Source organism: Pseudomonas sp. YQ_5 (assembly GCF_043103305.1).
GTDB lineage: Bacteria > Pseudomonadota > Gammaproteobacteria > Pseudomonadales > Pseudomonadaceae > Aquipseudomonas > Aquipseudomonas putida_Y.
This window is the reverse complement of the sequence record NZ_JBICJS010000053.1, coordinates 124,361-141,741: the sequence shown is the minus strand read 5'-3', so window position 1 is coordinate 141,741 and position 17,381 is coordinate 124,361. Positions and strand designations below refer to the sequence as shown.

Here is a 17,381-nt window from a genome sequence, read left to right as displayed (position 1 = left end):
GACCGTAGCCCCTCCAGCTTTCGCCTTAACTACTTAACTCGTTGAATATCAAGGAGTTTTTCGTTCCGATGTCGCTGGAAGTGGGGCGCATTATAAGGGGATTCGAAAGCGCGTCAACCTTTAATTTCAAGAAACCTTGATTGCGCAGAAAAGCAAAGCGGGGAGGCCTGACGGCCTCCCCGCTTTTCATCTAGAGCACACCAGCATCACGCAGGCGCTGCACCTCGCCAGCATCCAGCCCCAGCATTTCCCCCAGCACCACTTCGGTATGCTCGCCAAGCAGTGGTGGAGCCCGGCGGTACTCCACCGGCGTCTCCGACAACCGTATCGGACTCGCAACCTGCGGCACACTACCCGCCAATGGATGGGGAATACTCACCGCCAACCCGCGTGCAAGCACCTGGGGGTCCTGGAACATTTGCGCCAGGTTATTGATAGGTCCACATGGCACCCCTGCCGCCTCCAACTGGGCCACCCACTCAGCCGTGGTTTTGAACACCGTAGCCTGCCGAATCAATGGAATCAGTTCGCCCCGGTTGGCCACCCGCAGCTTATTGGTAACGAACCGAGGGTCTTCCGCCCATTGCGGCTGTCCGGCCACTTCGGCGAACTTGCGGAACTGGCTGTCATTGCCCACGGTAAGAATGAAATCGCCATCTGCCGTCGGAAAGTCCTGGTAAGGGACTATATTAGGATGCGCATTACCCAGCCGACGAGGAGGGCTGCCCGTGGTCAGGTAGTTCATCGCCTGGTTCGCCAGACAGGCCACCTGCACATCGAGCAATGCCATGTCGATATGCTGGCCGACCCCGGCCTGGTCCCGGTAGGCGAGGGCAGCCAGCATGGCGACCGTGGAATACAACCCGGTCAGAATGTCGGTAAGCGCCACACCCACCTTGACCGGCCCCGCGCCTTCCTCGCCCTCCGGACGACCGGTCAGGCTCATCAGCCCACCCAACCCCTGGATCATGAAGTCATAGCCAGCGCGCTTGGCATATGGCCCAGTCTGACCGAAGCCGGTAATGGAGCAATAGATAAGCTGCGGGTTTACCGCCTTGAGGCTCTGGTAGTCCAGACCATAGGCAGCCAGCCCACCCACTTTGAAGTTCTCTATGACGATATCGCACTTCGCCGCAAGCTCACGCACCAGGCGCTGCCCCTCCGGCTGGGTAAAGTCGATGGTCACTGAGCGCTTGTTGCGGTTGGCCGACAGGTAATAGGCCGCCTCGCTGGTGTCCTCACCTTCAACATCCTTGAGGAATGGCGGCCCCCATGAGCGGGTATCGTCGCCACTGCCTGGGCGCTCGACCTTGATCACGTCGGCACCAAGGTCAGCCAGAATCTGGCCAGACCACGGGCCGGCCAACACGCGCGAAAGGTCTAGCACCCGCAGATGTGATAGCGCGCCCATGGTTTGCTCCTTATTAATAGAACGCTTGGATACCGGTCTGCGCACGCCCCAGGATAAGTGCGTGCACGTCATGGGTACCTTCATAGGTGTTGACCACCTCCAGGTTAACCAGATGGCGGGCCACACCAAATTCGTCGGAGATGCCGTTGCCGCCCAGCATGTCACGCGCCATACGGGCGATATCCAGCGCCTTGCCGCAGGAATTGCGCTTCATGATGGAGGTGATTTCCACCGCAGCCGTCCCTTCATCCTTCATGCGCCCCAGACGCAAGCACCCCTGCAGCGCCAGGGTGATTTCGGTCTGCATGTCGGCCAGCTTCTTCTGTATCAACTGGTTGGCGGCCAATGGACGACCAAACTGCTGACGATCCAGGGTGTATTGGCGGGCGGTGTGCCAGCAGGCTTCAGCGGCCCCCAGCGCCCCCCACGAAATACCATAGCGAGCCGAGTTCAGGCAGGTGAACGGGCCCTTGAGGCCACGCACGTCCGGGAAGATGTTCTCTTCTGGCACGAACACATTGTCCATGACGATTTCACCAGTGATCGAGGCGCGCAGACCAACCTTGCCATGAATTGCCGGGGCACTGAGGCCTTGCCAGCCTTTTTCCAGGACAAAGCCACGGATATCGCCCGCATCATCCTTGGCCCACACCACAAACACATCGGCGATTGGACTGTTGGTGATCCACATCTTGCTGCCGGTCAGCCGGTAGCCACCGTCGACCTTTCTCGCCCGGGTAATCATCGAGCCAGGATCGGAGCCATGGTTAGGCTCGGTCAAACCGAAGCAACCGATCCACTCGCCACTGGCCAGCTTGGGGAGGTACTTCTGCTTTTGAGCTTCAGTGCCAATTTCGTTGATCGGCACCATCACCAGCGACGACTGCACACTCATCATCGAGCGGTAGCCCGAGTCGATACGTTCCACTTCGCGAGCAATAAGGCCGTAGCACACATAGTTCAGGCCGCTGCCACCATATTGCTCGGGGATGGTTGCACCCAACAGGCCGACTTCACCCATCTCGCGAAAGATCGCCGGGTCGGTCCGCTCATGGCGGAAGGCCTCAAGCACACGCGGCGCCAGCTTGTCCTGGGCGAACTGATAAGCGCTGTCACGCACCATGCGCTCTTCTTCAGAGAGCTGCTGATCCAGCAGCAGCGGGTCGATCCAGTTGAAGCTTGCTTTACCGGCCATGAGCGAATCCTCGAAATAGGGGGCAGTTTCTTGTGCCTTTGAGCCTAGGCCTGATCGGCCATGGGGACAAACGAGGATTGCGCACCGATTAGTGATATTTTGTCACTCCGTAAATCGGCAAAACGCCTTATTGACAGCCTTACAAGTGAGGTTGACGTACATGCGCCGCAAGATCCCCAGTACTACCGCCCTGATTTGCTTCGAGGCGGCAGCCCGCAACGAGAGCTTTACCAAGGCTGCCCAGGAACTCGCGCTAACCCAGGGTGCCGTCTGTCGGCAGATCGGTGGCCTGGAAGCCTTCCTTAATGTGGAACTGTTCCGTCGCTCGCGCCGCGGCGTGAGGCTGACCGAAGCCGGCCTGTCCTACAGTCGCCAAGTGGCGGCCCAACTGGACGCTGTAGAGCGCGATACCTTGTCGGTGATGCGCCAGCAAGGCGCCAATGTGATCGAACTGGCGGTAGTACCGACGTTTGGCACTCAATGGCTGCTACCACGACTCAAGGACTTCCAGCAGCGCCATCCGGAGGTCACAGTCAACCTTACCAACCGCACCCGGCCATTCCTGTTTGCCGACACGGCCTTCGATGCCGCCATCTATTTTGGTGATGCCGACTGGTCAGGCACCCAGTCGCACCAACTGATGGGTGAAAACCCGGTACCTGTGTGCAGCCCGACGCTGTTGAACGACCAAGGCATGCTCGAGGCACGCCACATCGCGCAGCTACCATTGCTGCAGCAGAGCACACGCCCGTATGCCTGGCGGCAATGGTTCGGCAGTGTGGGCATGTATGTGGAGCGCGACATGACAGGACCGCGCTATGAACTATTCTCGATGCTCGCCCAGGCGGCCATGCACGACATGGGCATTGCCCTGATACCACCGTTCCTGATCCAGCGGGAGTTGGAGGAGGGTAGGCTGGTGGTCGCTAACAGGCATGCCCTGAGTAGCGACAAGGCCTACTATCTGATGATTCCCGAGCGCAAGGTGGAGTCGGCGTCGCTACGCGCCTTTCGCGACTGGCTGGTAAGCCAGGCTCAGGCCTACATACACAGAACAGAGACAAGCTGACCCTGTAGTCAATTATTTTAAACACCTACAGATATATGTATATGTCGCATATTCGCAAACTGTAACGCAGGCACAAAAATACCCTTTAACCGTGCTAAGTACGCGGCTTTGCGGGCTATTTTGCGACATCCAACTAGTCGTAAGCGAATTGGCCGCTTTTTTTTTGATTTTTTCTCCTAATCTGCCAATGGCCCATGTTTGACGGGCCGCAGCCCTATCACTGCGACAAGCGGTCACAGGGTGACTTGTAGTTTTGACTTCGTTTCGCTCCAGAACCGGTTGAAGGCCTCTGGGTTCGTCTGCAAAATGCTTCGCCCCGCCCGGGATCCGGCGGGTTGGCGCTCCACTGCCGCCCCAGCGCACCATCCGAAGTGTGCTGGCTTCTACAAAGACAAAAGGTCACCGCAGGAGAAATAGTCGTGCACATTGGTGTTCCTCTCGAGACGCAGACCGGTGAGACAAGGGTCGCTGCGACCCCCGAAACCATCAAGAAACTGATTGGCCAGGGCCATCAGGTCACCGTTCAACGGGGGGCAGGGCTCAACGCCGCCATTCCGGACAGTGCCTATGAAGCCGTGGGTGCTTCCATTGGGAGCGCTGCCGATGCCTACGGCGCCCAATTGGTACTCAAGGTGGTCGCCCCCAACGACCAGGAACTGGCGCTGATCAACAGCGGCAGCCTTCTGGTGGGCATGCTCAACCCCTTCAACGGTGAACTGATCGGCAAGATGGCCGAACGCGGTATTACCGCCTTCGCCCTGGAAGCCGCGCCGCGCACCTCGCGGGCGCAGAGCCTGGACGTGCTGTCATCACAGGCCAACATCGCCGGTTACAAGGCCGTGTTGCTGGCAGCCCATCACTACCCACGCTTCATGCCAATGCTGATGACCGCTGCCGGTACCGTTAAGGCGGCACGCGTGCTGGTCCTGGGTGCCGGCGTTGCCGGCTTGCAGGCCATCGCCACAGCCAAGCGCCTGGGTGCAGTAATCGAAGCATCCGACGTTCGCCCGGCCGTGAAAGAGCAGATCGAATCACTGGGCGCAAAATTCATCGACGTACCCTACGAGACCGACGAGGAGCGAGAGTGCGCCGAAGGCGTTGGCGGCTATGCCCGACCAATGCCGGCCAGTTGGATGCAGCGCCAGGCCCAGGCCGTGCACGAGCGCGCCAAGCAGTCCGATATCGTCATCACCACCGCGCTGATCCCTGGGCGCAAGGCGCCGACCCTGCTAAGCGCCGAAACCGTGGCGCAGATGAAGCCTGGCTCGGTGGTCATCGACCTGGCTGCCGCCCAAGGCGGCAACTGCCCGCTGACCGTCGCAGACCAAGTGGTGCAGGAGAACGGCGTGACCATCGTCGGCCCTACCAACCTGCCGGCCCAGGTGGGTGCCGATGCCTCGGCACTGTATGCACGCAACCTGCTGGACTTCATGAAGCTGCTGTTCGACAAGGACGGCGCGCTGATCATCAACCTCGAAGACGACATCGTCGCGGCCTGCCTGATGTGCCGTGATGGTCAAGTCGTCCGCAAGAACGGCTAAGGAGCACGACAATGGAAGACATGCTGATTTCCCACGGCATCTATAACCTGATCATTTTCGTGCTGGCCATCTATGTGGGCTACCACGTGGTGTGGAACGTCACCCCGGCGTTGCACACCCCACTGATGGCGGTCACCAATGCCATCTCGGCAATCGTCATCGTCGGCGCCATGCTGGCCGCGGCCCTGACCGTGACCCCGGCCGGCAAGCTGATGGGCACCCTGGCCGTGGCCCTTGCCGCAGTCAACGTGTTCGGTGGCTTCCTGGTCACCCGCCGCATGCTTGAGATGTTCAAGAAGAAAACCAAGAACGAGGCGAAGAAGTAAGCATGAGCATGAATCTGGTAACGCTCCTCTACCTCGTCGCCTCGGTGTGCTTCATCCAGGCGCTCAAAGGCCTGTCGCACCCGACCACCTCGCGGCGCGGCAATCTGTTCGGCATGATCGGCATGGGGCTCGCCATCCTCACTACGGTTGGCCTCATTTACAAACTCGGGGCTGAACTTGCCACTGCCGGTATCGGCTATGTCATCGTCGGCCTGCTGGTCGGCGGCACCGCCGGTTCGATCATGGCCAAGCGCGTCGAGATGACCAAGATGCCCGAACTGGTCGCCTTCATGCACAGCATGATCGGCCTGGCCGCGGTATTCATCGCCATTGCCGCGGTACTGGAGCCGCAGTCGATGGGCATTGTGGCTGCCATCAGCGACCCGATCCCTACCGGTAACCGCCTGGAACTGTTCCTCGGCGCCGCCATCGGTGCCATTACCTTCTCCGGTTCGGTGATCGCGTTTGGCAAGCTGTCGGGCAAGTACAAGTTCCGCCTGTTCCAGGGCGCACCGGTACAGTTCGCTGGCCAGCATAAACTCAACCTGATCCTTGGCCTGACCACCATCGCCCTCGGCCTTCTGTTCACTTTCACTGGCCACTACAGTGCCTTTACTCTGATGCTGGTCCTGGCCTTCATCATGGGTGTGCTGATCATTATTCCGATCGGCGGCGCCGACATGCCAGTGGTGGTGTCGATGCTCAACAGCTACTCGGGCTGGGCAGCGGCCGGTATCGGCTTCTCGCTGAACAACTCGATGCTGATCATCGCCGGTTCCCTGGTAGGTTCGTCCGGTGCCATCCTCTCGTACATCATGTGCAAGGCGATGAACCGTTCGTTCTTCAACGTCATCCTTGGCGGTTTCGGTGGCGATACCGACACTGGCGCGGCGCAAGGTTCGCAAGAGCAGCGGCCGGTGAAGTCCGGCTCGGCTGACGACGCCACCTTCCTGCTCAGCAATGCCGACAGCGTGATCATCGTTCCAGGCTACGGCCTGGCGGTGGCCCGTGCCCAGCACGCGCTGAAAGAGCTGACCGAGAAGCTGACCCACAACGGCGTGACCGTGAAGTATGCGATTCACCCGGTGGCGGGCCGTATGCCCGGGCACATGAACGTACTGCTGGCCGAGGCTGAAGTGCCGTACGATCAAGTATTCGAGATGGAAGACATCAACGCCGAGTTCGGCCAGGCCGACGTGGTGCTGGTGCTGGGCGCCAACGACGTGGTCAACCCGGCGGCGAAGAACGATCCCAAGTCGCCAATCGCCGGTATGCCGATCCTCGAAGCGTTCAAGGCCAAGACCATCATCGTCAACAAACGCTCGATGGCCAGCGGCTATGCCGGCCTGGACAACGAACTGTTCTATCTGGACAAGACCATGATGGTGTTCGGTGACGCCAAGAAGGTCATCGAGGACATGGTCAAGGCGGTGGAGTGACAACAGCCGCTACAAACCAGCTGATATAAAGGAAGCCCCGGACAGAATCTGCCGGGGCTTTTCTTTTGTTGATCCGGATCAACGGCTCAAATACAAGGCTTCTCATACGACCATGGTCGTGGGACGGCAATGGGCGAAATCTCTAGACTGCGCTGCAGTAGTTTCAGTAGCCCGAGATAACAATCCATGTACCGTGATCGTATCCGCTTGTCCTCCCTGCACAGCAAGGTAATGAGTGCGGCTGATGCCGCTGGTCTGATCGAGGACGGCATGACTGTCGGCATGAGCGGTTTCACCCGCGCCGGCGAGGCCAAGGCCGTACCGCATGCACTGGCCGAACGTGCCAAGCAATCGCCTCTGAAAATCAGCCTGATGACCGGCGCGAGCCTGGGCAATGACCTGGACAAACAACTGACCGAGGCCGGTGTACTGGCCCGCCGCATGCCATTCCAGGTCGACAGCACCCTGCGCAAGGCTATCAATGACGGCCAGGTGATGTTCATCGACCAGCACCTGTCGGAAACCGTCGAGCAACTGCGCAACCAGCAGCTGAAGCTGCCGGACATCGCGGTCATCGAAGCCGTGGCCATCACCGAGCAAGGCCACATCGTGCCAACCACTTCGGTGGGCAACTCGGCCAGCTTCGCGATCTTCGCCAAGCAGGTGATTGTGGAGATCAACCTCTCGCACAACACCAACCTCGAAGGCCTGCACGACATCTATATCCCAACCTACCGCCCGACCCGCACGCCAATCCCGCTGGTCAAGGTCGACGACCGAATCGGCAGCACCGCCATCCCGATCGACCCGGCCAAAATCGTCGGTATCGTCATCAGCGACCAGCCAGACTCGCCGTCCACTGTGCTGCCGCCAGATGATGAAACCCAGGGCATCGCCGACCACCTGATCAACTTCCTCAAGAAGGAAGTGGATGCCGGCCGCATGACCAACAAGCTCGGCCCGCTGCAAGCCGGCATTGGCAGCATTGCCAATGCGGTGATGTGCGGCCTGATCGAGTCGCCGTTCGAAAACCTGACCATGTACTCTGAAGTGCTGCAGGACTCCACCTTCGACCTGATCGACGCCGGCAAGCTGAGTTTCGCCTCGGGCAGCTCGATCACCCTGTCGACGCGCCGCAATGCCGATGTGTTCGGCAACCTGGAACGCTACAAGGACAAGCTGGTGCTACGCCCGCAGGAAATCTCCAACCACCCGGAAGTGGTACGTCGCCTGGGCATCATCGGTATCAACACCGCACTGGAGTTCGATATCTACGGCAACGTCAACTCCACCCACGTCTGCGGCACCAGGATGATGAACGGCATCGGTGGCTCCGGCGACTTCGCCCGTAACGCTCACCTGGCGGTCTTCGTCACCAAGTCGATTGCCAAAGGCGGGGCGATTTCCAGCGTGGTGCCAATGGTCAGCCATGTCGACCACACCGAGCACGACGTGGACATCCTGGTCACCGAGCAGGGCCTGGCGGACCTGCGTGGCCTGGCACCGCGCGAACGGGCGCGGGCGATCATCGACAACTGCGTGCATCCAGACTACCGCGCTGCGCTGAACGACTACTTCGACCGCGCCTGCCAGCGTGGCGGGCATACCCCGCACATCCTGCGTGAGGCCCTGAGCTGGCACGAAAACCTGGAAGAAACCGGGCGCATGCTGGCAAGCTGATCCAGATGTGGTACGGAACGGCGGCCCTGCTTCCGCTGTTCCGGCCCTTCGCGGGCTTGCCCGCGAATGGACCATAACAGTCAAACCCTTCTCTCAATACACCTTTCCGCCATCAGCAGCACAATCTGTACTACTGTACTGGTGTTTTCAGACCTTCCCGACTGACAAATCCCATTTCTCGAATCAAAACGCACCAAAGAAGTGCGGACCAGTACAGTTACGCCTATTTCGAGTGCAACAGTAGGGTTACACAGTTAACTGAGCCATCGTCTTTCAATCGAACTGTATCTACTGTTATGGACGACAGAGGAGGATCATTGGCATCAGTTAAATCACTACCTAATCCCGCCATAAGCGGAAGGATGAAGCATCATGGAACGTACCCTCAGTTCCGGTCTGGTTTTTGAAAGCAACGCCCAACAATCCAACGCCTCGATGCCACTGCGTGCATTGTCGACCCTGCTGCTGTGGCAGCGTCGCATGACCAGCCGTCGTCAACTGGCTCGCCTGGACTCCCGCCTGCTTGCAGACGCCGGTATCAGCGAGTCGCAGCGTTACGAAGAGCTGAGCAAGCCTTTCTGGCGCTAAGCTCCCGGCTTGCCGGCTTTGGCCGGCACCGTGAATTCCTCAAACCCGTTGCAGGCGACTGCAGCGGGTTTTTTAATGCCCGAAGACGCACCGTTGTAGAGTACTTAAGATTCGACCAGTACAGTTTTACAAAACTTCATATTGGCCTGAACAGTTCTCCAGCTCAGCAGTCGTCATCCTCTCCATGCAGCACCGCGTGGTACGCTTGGCCTAACCGTCTGCCAGAACCAATTATTGAAAACGTAACGTAACGAGCCCTGCAAACGTCCGATACAGCAGAACCAACCTGACCTACCCAGGAGTCCACGACCATGTCCCGCAAACACTTGCTTGGCGCCGCGCTGTTGCTTGGCCTGGCCGGCACTGCCAACGCCACCAGCTTCGTTGTCACCACCGATACGGTAGTACGTGCCGTTGCCGCCTCCACCGACGCCACTTCCGACCTGAGCTCTTCGTTCCGCGACGACAAGATCGTCCAGGCCGCCCGCGATGACGCAGCCAGCTTCGTCGGCACTCAGGGCGCTATCCGCGGCGCCCGACTTGAAAGCGCTTTTGTTCACATCCGTTCGAACATGCCCGACCTGCAAGCTAGCGATACACAGTTGGCCCAGGCCATCCTGGCGCTCTGATACACGCCATGCAAAACAGGTGCGTTGGCTTCGGCCCTCGCACCTGAGGTAGGCTTCGCCGTTCATTTTTCCAGCCTTCAAGAAAGCTCATGCGTTATCTGTTGCCGTTGCTGTTCGCCGCCACAGGCATGGCCAGCGCCCATGCCATGGATACCACCACACAAAGCCTGGTCATCACCGGCTATGTCACCAGCCAGGTCACAACCGCACCGTTCGATCGCAAACTGGTCACACAGGCCCGCGACGATGCCGCCGCATTCGTTGCCAGCGACGGGCGTATCCGTGGGGCACGCCTGGAAGCCGCCTTGGAATCATTACGCCACAATTGCGCACGGCACGCCGTCGGCGATCTGGAACTGGCGCAGGCAATTCTCGTCCAATAACCACACCTGACTCCCTGTATTTTTCGGAGATGCTCCATGCGCAAACCGCTGATTGCCGCTTCCCTCGGCATGCTGCTGCTGGCCGACCTGGCCCAGGCACAGACCCTGGTGGCCACCAGCAACATCATCGTGCGTGCCTTTGGCCGTTCGATCGACTTCACCTCGGACACCACCACATCGATCCGCGACTCCAAAGTGGTGCGCGAAGCCCACGACGACGCTGCAAGCTTCGTCGCCAGTAACGGTGACATCCGCGGCGTCCAACTCGAGGCCGCCTTCAATACCCTGCGCGAGCGCGTACCGGAAGCGCGCAGCGCCAGCGACCAGGTACTGGCTGAAGCCATACTCGCCCTGTGAAGCGCGTGCGTGCCTGGCTGCTCGGCTGCGCCCTGACGCTGCTCGGCACGCCCGCCTTGGCCGACCTGCAGCTTGAGCTGCAGTCGTCCGGCCTCGACCCGCGACAAGCACAAGCCTCCCAAGCCCTGCTCGACGAGGCCATGGGCAAGCTGCCACCGCGCTTCAAGCAACAGCTGGACCGCCGCGTACGGGTCAGCTGGAGCGACAACATGCCTGCCGACACTTACGGGCAGGCATCACTGATATCCACCCTCGAGCTCAACCGCCGCTTGCTGCCCAGCCTAACCGATGGCAGCGCCGCCAACGAGCGCACCAGTCGCCCACATGGCACGGTGCGTGAAGAGCTGCTGGCCACCGTGCTACACGAGCTCACCCATCTCTACGACCGTGCCCGCCTCTGGCCCAGCGCCGAAAAAACACTGATTGCACGCTGCAAGCGCCAGCAAGGCACGCTGGGTAAGGTCGGCCTGCCGGAAGAATGCCGCGGCCAGGCCGACCGCCGCTTCACCCTAAGCGACGACCCGCGGCTGCTCGACCTGGCCGGGTGGCAGCAGTATGTGGGCCGACGTGGCGAGCGCGAGCAGCACAATGGTCAATTCGTGCGCAGCCCCGACAGCTATGAGTTGAGCAGTCCCAAGGAATACATTGCGGTCAACATGGAGTATTTCCTCCTCGACCCGAGCTACAGCTGCCGTCGCCCGGCGCTGTACCAATACCTTCACGAACACTTCGGCTGGGCACCGCAACAGAGCACCTGTGCCAAAGGCTTACCATTCATCAATGCCGGCAGCGACTTCGCCCGCCAGCCACTAGGTGAAATCGACCCGGAGCGGGTCTACGAAGTGGACTACCTGCTGGCTGAAGCCAATCAGAACCTGGTCAGCCGCTGGGGGCACAGCATGCTGCGCCTGGTGATCTGCAAACCAGGCCGCCCACGCGGACCAGATTGCCGCCTGGACCTCGATCAAAGCCTGGTGCTGTCGTACCGCGCCTTCGTCAACGACGTGCAACTGTCCAGCTGGGACGGCCTGGTCGGCAACTACCCGTCGCGGCTATTCGTGCTGCCGCTGGGCCAGGTGATCGACGAATACACCAAGACCGAGCTGCGCAGCCTGGCCTCGGTGCCCTTGAAACTCAACCGCGACGAAATCGAAAATCTGGTGCGCCAGGCCGCCGAAATGCACTGGAGCTACGACGGCAACTACTGGTTCCTGTCAAACAACTGTGCAGTGGAGTCGTTGAAGCTGCTGCGCAGCGGCACCGCCAATCCGCGCCTCAACGACCTGGACAGCATCATGCCCAACGGTTTGCTGGCCGTGCTCAAGGGCAGAGGGCTGGCAGACACCAGCGTGCTTGATAACCCGCGCGAAGCGTTACGCCTGGGCTACCGCTTCGATTCTTACCGCGACCGCTACCAGGCGATGTTCGAGGTGCTGAGAAAACAGCTGCCGATCAAGCAAGCTTTGGTTGAGGACTGGCTGGCCCTCGATGCGGAGCAGCGTCGCAGCTGGTTCGCCAAGGCCGACCTGCGCACCAGCGCGGCACTGCTTCTGCTTGAGCAAGCCAGCCTGCGCCGGCAGCTTCTGCTGGCCCAGGACGAGGTCAAGCAGCGCTACCTGAATGCCGCAGCATTGAAAGATGGCAGCATCAACAAAGCCGATGCCACGCTCAAGCAAATGCTTGCCAACAGCGGTTTTCTAAGCCGCCCGGCAGAGTTGCTCGACTCCAACGGCTACGGGCTACCGCAGCCGGAGGAGCGCAAGCACCTGGAGCAGGTGAGCAGCGAGCGGCAGGCACAGCTGTTGCGTTTGAGCACCAGCCTGGACAAAGAGGTGAGGGCGCTGCTGGAGCCGTCGCGAGCCAGGGAAATTGCAGCGGTCGAGGCCAACGTGAAGCAGATCGGCGAGCACTTGCGGGCGTTGCACAAAGCTGCTGGTGGCCTGCAGCTGTGATGCATGCAGGGCTGCCCCTTTCGCGGGCAAGCCCGCGCCTACAGGCTCTCCTCATCTTCCGAGGGCAAATCCTCATCCAGATGCAACCAAGGCAACCGGCTGCCTACCCAGATATGTCGGTTGGCTCGTACCCGCTCAAGGTGATCCAGCGTCGCCACCGTCACATCGATCGTCTGCGGGCTATGCGTGGTCACCAGCGCCACATGCGCCCCACACTGCCCACAGAAGTAGCGGCTGCAACTGGCAGGCGCCACATAGCAGTTCGGCTCGCCCGTTAACCACTGGAACCCAGAACGGGGCAGGGTAAGCCAGGTGACTACCAATCCACCGCTGACCCGCCTGCAGATCGAACAATGACAGTGGGCAATGTCCGTCAGGTTGCCCTCCAGTCGATAACGCAGGGCTCCACAATGGCAGCCACCTTCGGTTACATCCTGCATCACCTACCTCTCGTCACCTTTGCTTCAGCGAAAGCTGGCTGAAAGCTTGCCCTCTTAGGATAGCGCCCACTACCGGCACAAGACCGGTCAGCCAGGGCACCCGGTCAATACCGCGCCCGGCCCAATCAACAACAACAATGGTGATTCTGATGTATTCCTGCGCCCGCCTTTTCGTAGCCCCCCTCCGCATGCTCTCTGCACAGCGCCCTGCGCGCTGATACGCCCGAATCGACTGTCCTTTCGCCGCGCCACGCCTGGAGTATTGCCATGCTGACCTTCCTCGGCTTTGCCATGGTCATCACTTTCATGTACCTGATCATGAGCAAGCGCCTGTCGGCCTTGATCGCGCTGATTCTGGTACCGATCCTGTTCGCCCTGTTCGGTGGTTTTTCCGCCAAGATCGGCCCCATGATGCTAGAGGGCATCAGCAAGCTCGCACCTACCGGCGTGATGCTGATGTTCGCCATCCTCTATTTCGCCCTGATGATCGATTCCGGCCTGTTCGACCCGGCCGTGCGCAAGATCCTCAAGCTGGTCAAGGGCGATCCGCTGAAAGTCTCGGTGGGCACCGCTGTACTGGCCCTGGTGGTCTCGCTCGACGGTGACGGTGCTACCACCTACATGATCTGCTGCGCCGCCATGCTGCCGATGTACAGCCGCCTGGGCATGAGCCCGCGGATCATGGCCGGCCTGATCATCCTCGCCGGCGGCGTGATGAACATGACCCCCTGGGGTGGCCCGACCGCCCGTGCTGCCAGCGCCCTGCACGTAGACCCGTCAGACATCTTCGTGCCGATGATCCCGGCCATGCTGTTCGGTGTGCTGGCGATCCTGGCCATTGCCTACATGTATGGCAAACGTGAACGTGCCCGCCTGGGCGAACTGCATCTGCCTACCGACGACATCGACCACAGCGAAATCACCGTCTCGCAGTACCCGGACGCACGTCGGCCCAAACTGCTGTACTTCAACGGTGCCCTGACCGCCGCCCTGATGGCCGCACTGATCGCCGGTGTACTGCCGCTGCCAGTGCTGTTCATGATTGCCTTCAGTATCGCCATGATCGTCAACTACCCATGCCTGCAACAACAGAAGGACCGCATTGCTGCCCACGCCGGCAGCGTGCTGGCCGTAACCGGGCTGATCTTCGCCGCCGGCATCTTCACCGGCATCCTGTCCGGTACCGGCATGGTCGACGCCATGTCCAAGAGCCTGCTGTCGGTCATCCCTGAAGCGCTAGGCCCATACCTGGCTGTAATCACCGCGATCGTGAGCATGCCGTTCACCTTCTTCATGTCCAACGACGCGTTCTACTACGGCGTGCTGCCGGTGCTGGCCGAAGCCGCAAGCCACTACGGCATTACCCCGGTAGAAATGGCCCGTGCGTCGATCGTCGGGCAGCCGGTACACCTGCTCAGCCCGCTGGTACCCTCCACCTACCTGCTGGTGGCCCTGGCCGGTATCGAGTTCGGCGATCATCAGCGCTTCACGCTCAAGTGGGCAGTGCTGGTATGCCTGTGCATAATGCTCGGCGCACTGCTGATGGGGATTTTCCCGCTGTTCAGTAGTCTTTAATACATCTGGATCACATACGCGACGCGCCCTGACCGGGGCGCGTTGCCATTACCGCTCGAAGGAAAATACATGGAATGGCTGACCAGCCCGGAAATCTGGGTTGCCTTTTTCACCCTTACCGCGCTTGAGATCGTCCTCGGTATCGACAACATCATCATGATCTCGATTCTGGTCAGCCGCATGCCCAAGCACATGCAGCCACGCACCCGGATCTTCGGCCTGGCCCTGGCCATGGTCACCCGTATCATGCTGCTGCTGTCGATTACCTGGGTGATGCGCCTTACCGCCGACCTGTTCGTGGTCTTTGGCCAAGGCATCTCCGGGCGTGACCTGATCCTGTTCTTCGGAGGCCTGTTCCTGCTGTGGAAGAGCTCGCAAGAGATCTACCACGGCCTGGAAGGCGAGGACGAGAACGCAGAGGAGCCCAAAGGCGCAGGTGGCAAGTTCTTCTACACCATCATCCAGATCGCCATCATCGACATCGTGTTCTCGCTGGACTCGGTGATCACCGCAGTGGGCATGGTGTCCCACGTGCCGGTGATGATCGCCGCCATCGTCGTGGCCGTGCTGGTGATGATGCTGTGCGCCGGCGCCATCAGCAATTTCATCGACAAGCACCCGTCGCTGAAGATGCTCGCGCTGTCGTTCCTGATCGTGGTCGGTACGGTGTTGATCGCTGAAGCGTTCGATGTGCATGTGCCGAAGGGCTATGTCTACTTCGCCATGGCCTTCTCGCTGGGGGTGGAAGCCATCAACATACGCATGCGCACCGCCATGGCCCGCAAGGAGGGCAAAGATCATGAACCGGTGAAACTGCGCAAGGACATTCCGGGTCAATAAGGCCAAGGAAGTGCAGCACAACAAGGGCCCTTCGCAGGGCCCTTTTTCATGCCCGTTTTTTTGTGTGGGGTCACAGTGGGGGCTTGCCCGCGAAGCTACCCGTACAAGCAATCATTCATTTCAGATCTGTTTCAAATAAATGACTGCCATGCGAAGCTGGCGACACCTGGGCAAAACAACTAAAGCTTTGAGTGAGCACTGAAAATTATTCAAACGCTCACGTTTCTTTTCTTGGCCCAATGGGCCTTTGCAACAGGGGGCCTTCGCCATGCTGACCCTGCTCAACCTGCTCTCGGCCGTGACGCTTCTGGTCTGGGGTACCCACATTGTGCGTACCGGCATCCTTCGGGTATTCGGCTCGAACTTGCGGCGCATCATCAGCCAGAACATGGACAAGCGCCCGCTGGCATTCATCGCCGGTATTCTGGTCACTGCCATGGTTCAAAGCAGTAACGCCACGGCCATGCTGGTCACCTCCTTCGTCGGCCAAGGCCTGATGGCCATGACCCCGGCCTTGGCGATCATGCTGGGTGCCGACGTGGGTACCGCGCTGATGGCCCGGGTGCTGACCTTCGACCTGTCCTGGCTGTCGCCGCTGCTGATCTTCCTTGGCGTGATTTTCTTCCTTTCGCGCAAGCAGACACGGGCCGGCCAACTGGGCCGGGTAGGCATCGGGCTTGGCCTGATCATCCTGGCACTTGAACTTATCGTGCAGGCAGCTGCACCGATCACCCATGCCCAAGGCGTGAAAGTGCTGTTTGCCTCACTGACCGGCGACATCATGCTCGACGCTCTGGTCGGGGCAATGTTCGCCATGATTTCCTATTCCAGCCTGGCCGCCGTTCTGCTCACAGCGACACTGGCCGGCGCCGAACTGATCAGCTTGCCGGTAGCCATCGGGCTGGTGGTCGGCGCCAATATCGGCAGCGGGCTGCTGGCTTTCATCAGTACCAGCATGCAGAACGGCGCCGGGCGTCGGGTAGCCTTGGGCAGCCTGCTGTACAAGCTGATCGGCCTGGTGCTGATCATCCCTGTGCTTCACCCGCTGGTGGAATGGATGGACTCGTTGAGTTTCAGCCCTCAGGAGCTGGTCATCGGCTTTCACCTGCTCTACAACACGCTGCGCTGTCTGATCATGCTGCCCACGGTCAAACCGATGGGGCGACTGTGCAACGTCCTCCTGCCGGAACGGGAAACCGGCAATGGCCAGATGCGTCCGCGCCACCTTGACGCCTCGGCCTTGGAAACGCCCAGCCTGGCCTTGGCCAACGCCGCGCGCGAGACTTTGCGCCTGGGGGACATCGTCGATAGCCTGCTCGAAGCCATGCTCGGAGCCCTGCGTGGCACCCAGGCCGCCTTGCCACAGCAAGTTCGCGCCTTGGGCGAGGACGCCGAAGCCCTGTACAGCGCAATCAAGCTGTACCTGGCGCAGATGTCACGGGAAGACCTCAGCGAACAGGACAACCGCCGCTGGGCCGAAATCATCGAACTGGCAATTAACCTCAAACTCGCCTGTGACCTGATCGAACGCATGTTGCGCAAGGTCCAGCAGCAAAAAACCAGCCAGCGCCGGGAATTCTCCCAGGTAGGCCTGGAAGAGCTGTCCGGCCTGCAGGAGCAATTGCTGGCCAACCTGCGCCTGGGCCTGTCGGTGTTCCTCAGTGCCGACCCGGAAAGCGCCCGCTTGCTGCTGCGGGAAAAACGTCGGTTCCGTGCCCAGGAACGGCGCCTCGCCCACGCCCATGTCAGCCGCCTGCAGCGCAAGATCGTGCAAAGTATCGAAACCAGTTCGCTACACTTGGAGCTGATCGCCGACATGAAGCGGTTGAACTCTTTGTTCTGTAGTAGTGCCTATGTGGTACTAGGCGGCTCGGACACCGGAGGGCTGATGCTCGACAGTGTGCCCGATGAAGCCCGCCAGCCCTGATTTCTCCTTGCTGAGGACCCTCGCTCGCC

The 17,381-nt window shown here is 60.3% G+C and carries 16 protein-coding genes; 13 read left to right on the top strand and 3 right to left on the bottom strand.

From position 1 onward, the window contains the following. Positions 1-190 precede the first annotated feature (190 nt). Both ACF8EA_RS12455 and ACF8EA_RS12450 read right to left on the bottom strand, forming a co-directional pair. Positions 191-1,411, bottom strand: a complete 1,221-nt coding sequence (locus tag ACF8EA_RS12455; RefSeq protein WP_392522152.1) for a CaiB/BaiF CoA transferase family protein — start codon at positions 1,409-1,411, stop codon at positions 191-193. A 13-nt stretch (positions 1,412-1,424) separates the two neighbouring features. Beyond that, positions 1,425-2,606: an acyl-CoA dehydrogenase gene (locus ACF8EA_RS12450; protein ID WP_392522151.1), complete on the bottom strand. Its 1,182-nt coding sequence runs from the start codon at positions 2,604-2,606 to the stop codon at positions 1,425-1,427. A gap of 160 nt (positions 2,607-2,766) precedes the next feature. Here ACF8EA_RS12450 and ACF8EA_RS12445 point away from each other — a divergent pair, with 160 nt between their 5' ends. The 10 genes from ACF8EA_RS12445 to ACF8EA_RS12400 all read left to right on the top strand — a co-directional run bounded on the left by ACF8EA_RS12445 (position 2,767) and on the right by ACF8EA_RS12400 (position 12,570). Continuing rightward, positions 2,767-3,675, top strand: coding sequence for a LysR family transcriptional regulator (locus tag ACF8EA_RS12445; protein WP_392522150.1), 909 nt, complete (start codon positions 2,767-2,769; stop codon positions 3,673-3,675). A 419-nt stretch (positions 3,676-4,094) separates the two neighbouring features. Continuing rightward, on the top strand, positions 4,095-5,216 hold the full coding sequence (locus ACF8EA_RS12440; RefSeq protein WP_021784628.1) for a Re/Si-specific NAD(P)(+) transhydrogenase subunit alpha: 1,122 nt from the start codon (positions 4,095-4,097) through the stop codon (positions 5,214-5,216). Between the two features lie 11 nt (positions 5,217-5,227). Then, positions 5,228-5,542, top strand: a complete 315-nt coding sequence (locus tag ACF8EA_RS12435) for an NAD(P) transhydrogenase subunit alpha (RefSeq protein ID WP_003252914.1) — start codon at positions 5,228-5,230, stop codon at positions 5,540-5,542. Positions 5,543-5,544: 2 nt separating this feature from the next. Then, the gene (locus tag ACF8EA_RS12430) at positions 5,545-6,981 is read left to right on the top strand and encodes an NAD(P)(+) transhydrogenase (Re/Si-specific) subunit beta (RefSeq protein WP_003252919.1); all 1,437 of its coding nucleotides are present in this window, start codon (positions 5,545-5,547) and stop codon (positions 6,979-6,981) included. A gap of 186 nt (positions 6,982-7,167) precedes the next feature. Continuing rightward, the gene (locus ACF8EA_RS12425) at positions 7,168-8,661 is read left to right on the top strand and encodes an acetyl-CoA hydrolase/transferase family protein (protein WP_021784626.1); all 1,494 of its coding nucleotides are present in this window, start codon (positions 7,168-7,170) and stop codon (positions 8,659-8,661) included. Positions 8,662-9,033: 372 nt separating this feature from the next. Further along, complete coding sequence (locus ACF8EA_RS12420) at positions 9,034-9,249, top strand: DUF1127 domain-containing protein (RefSeq protein ID WP_021784625.1); 216 nt, start codon at positions 9,034-9,036, stop codon at positions 9,247-9,249. 311 nt (positions 9,250-9,560) lie between these two features. Continuing rightward, positions 9,561-9,878, top strand: a complete 318-nt coding sequence (locus tag ACF8EA_RS12415; protein WP_028697682.1) for a DUF2388 domain-containing protein — start codon at positions 9,561-9,563, stop codon at positions 9,876-9,878. Between the two features lie 89 nt (positions 9,879-9,967). Then, the gene (locus ACF8EA_RS12410) at positions 9,968-10,261 is read left to right on the top strand and encodes a DUF2388 domain-containing protein (RefSeq protein ID WP_021784623.1); all 294 of its coding nucleotides are present in this window, start codon (positions 9,968-9,970) and stop codon (positions 10,259-10,261) included. A 36-nt stretch (positions 10,262-10,297) separates the two neighbouring features. Next, on the top strand, positions 10,298-10,618 hold the full coding sequence (locus tag ACF8EA_RS12405; protein ID WP_021784622.1) for a DUF2388 domain-containing protein: 321 nt from the start codon (positions 10,298-10,300) through the stop codon (positions 10,616-10,618). After that, positions 10,615-12,570, top strand: coding sequence for a DUF4105 domain-containing protein (locus ACF8EA_RS12400; protein WP_392522148.1), 1,956 nt, complete (start codon positions 10,615-10,617; stop codon positions 12,568-12,570). The genes ACF8EA_RS12405 and ACF8EA_RS12400 overlap by 4 nt, the downstream gene beginning before the upstream one ends. Positions 12,571-12,608: 38 nt before the next feature. On the opposite strand, the gene ACF8EA_RS12395 is transcribed toward ACF8EA_RS12400, so the two are convergent. Further along, positions 12,609-13,010, bottom strand: a complete 402-nt coding sequence (locus ACF8EA_RS12395; protein WP_392520127.1) for a GFA family protein — start codon at positions 13,008-13,010, stop codon at positions 12,609-12,611. A gap of 267 nt (positions 13,011-13,277) precedes the next feature. Here ACF8EA_RS12395 and ACF8EA_RS12390 point away from each other — a divergent pair, with 267 nt between their 5' ends. The 3 genes from ACF8EA_RS12390 to ACF8EA_RS12380 all read left to right on the top strand — a co-directional run bounded on the left by ACF8EA_RS12390 (position 13,278) and on the right by ACF8EA_RS12380 (position 17,352). Then, complete coding sequence (locus ACF8EA_RS12390; RefSeq protein ID WP_021784619.1) at positions 13,278-14,585, top strand: CitMHS family transporter; 1,308 nt, start codon at positions 13,278-13,280, stop codon at positions 14,583-14,585. 69 nt (positions 14,586-14,654) lie between these two features. Next, positions 14,655-15,425, top strand: coding sequence for a TerC family protein (locus ACF8EA_RS12385; protein WP_003252940.1), 771 nt, complete (start codon positions 14,655-14,657; stop codon positions 15,423-15,425). A 268-nt stretch (positions 15,426-15,693) separates the two neighbouring features. Next, complete coding sequence (locus ACF8EA_RS12380) at positions 15,694-17,352, top strand: Na/Pi cotransporter family protein (protein WP_103443598.1); 1,659 nt, start codon at positions 15,694-15,696, stop codon at positions 17,350-17,352. Positions 17,353-17,381 lie beyond the last annotated feature (29 nt).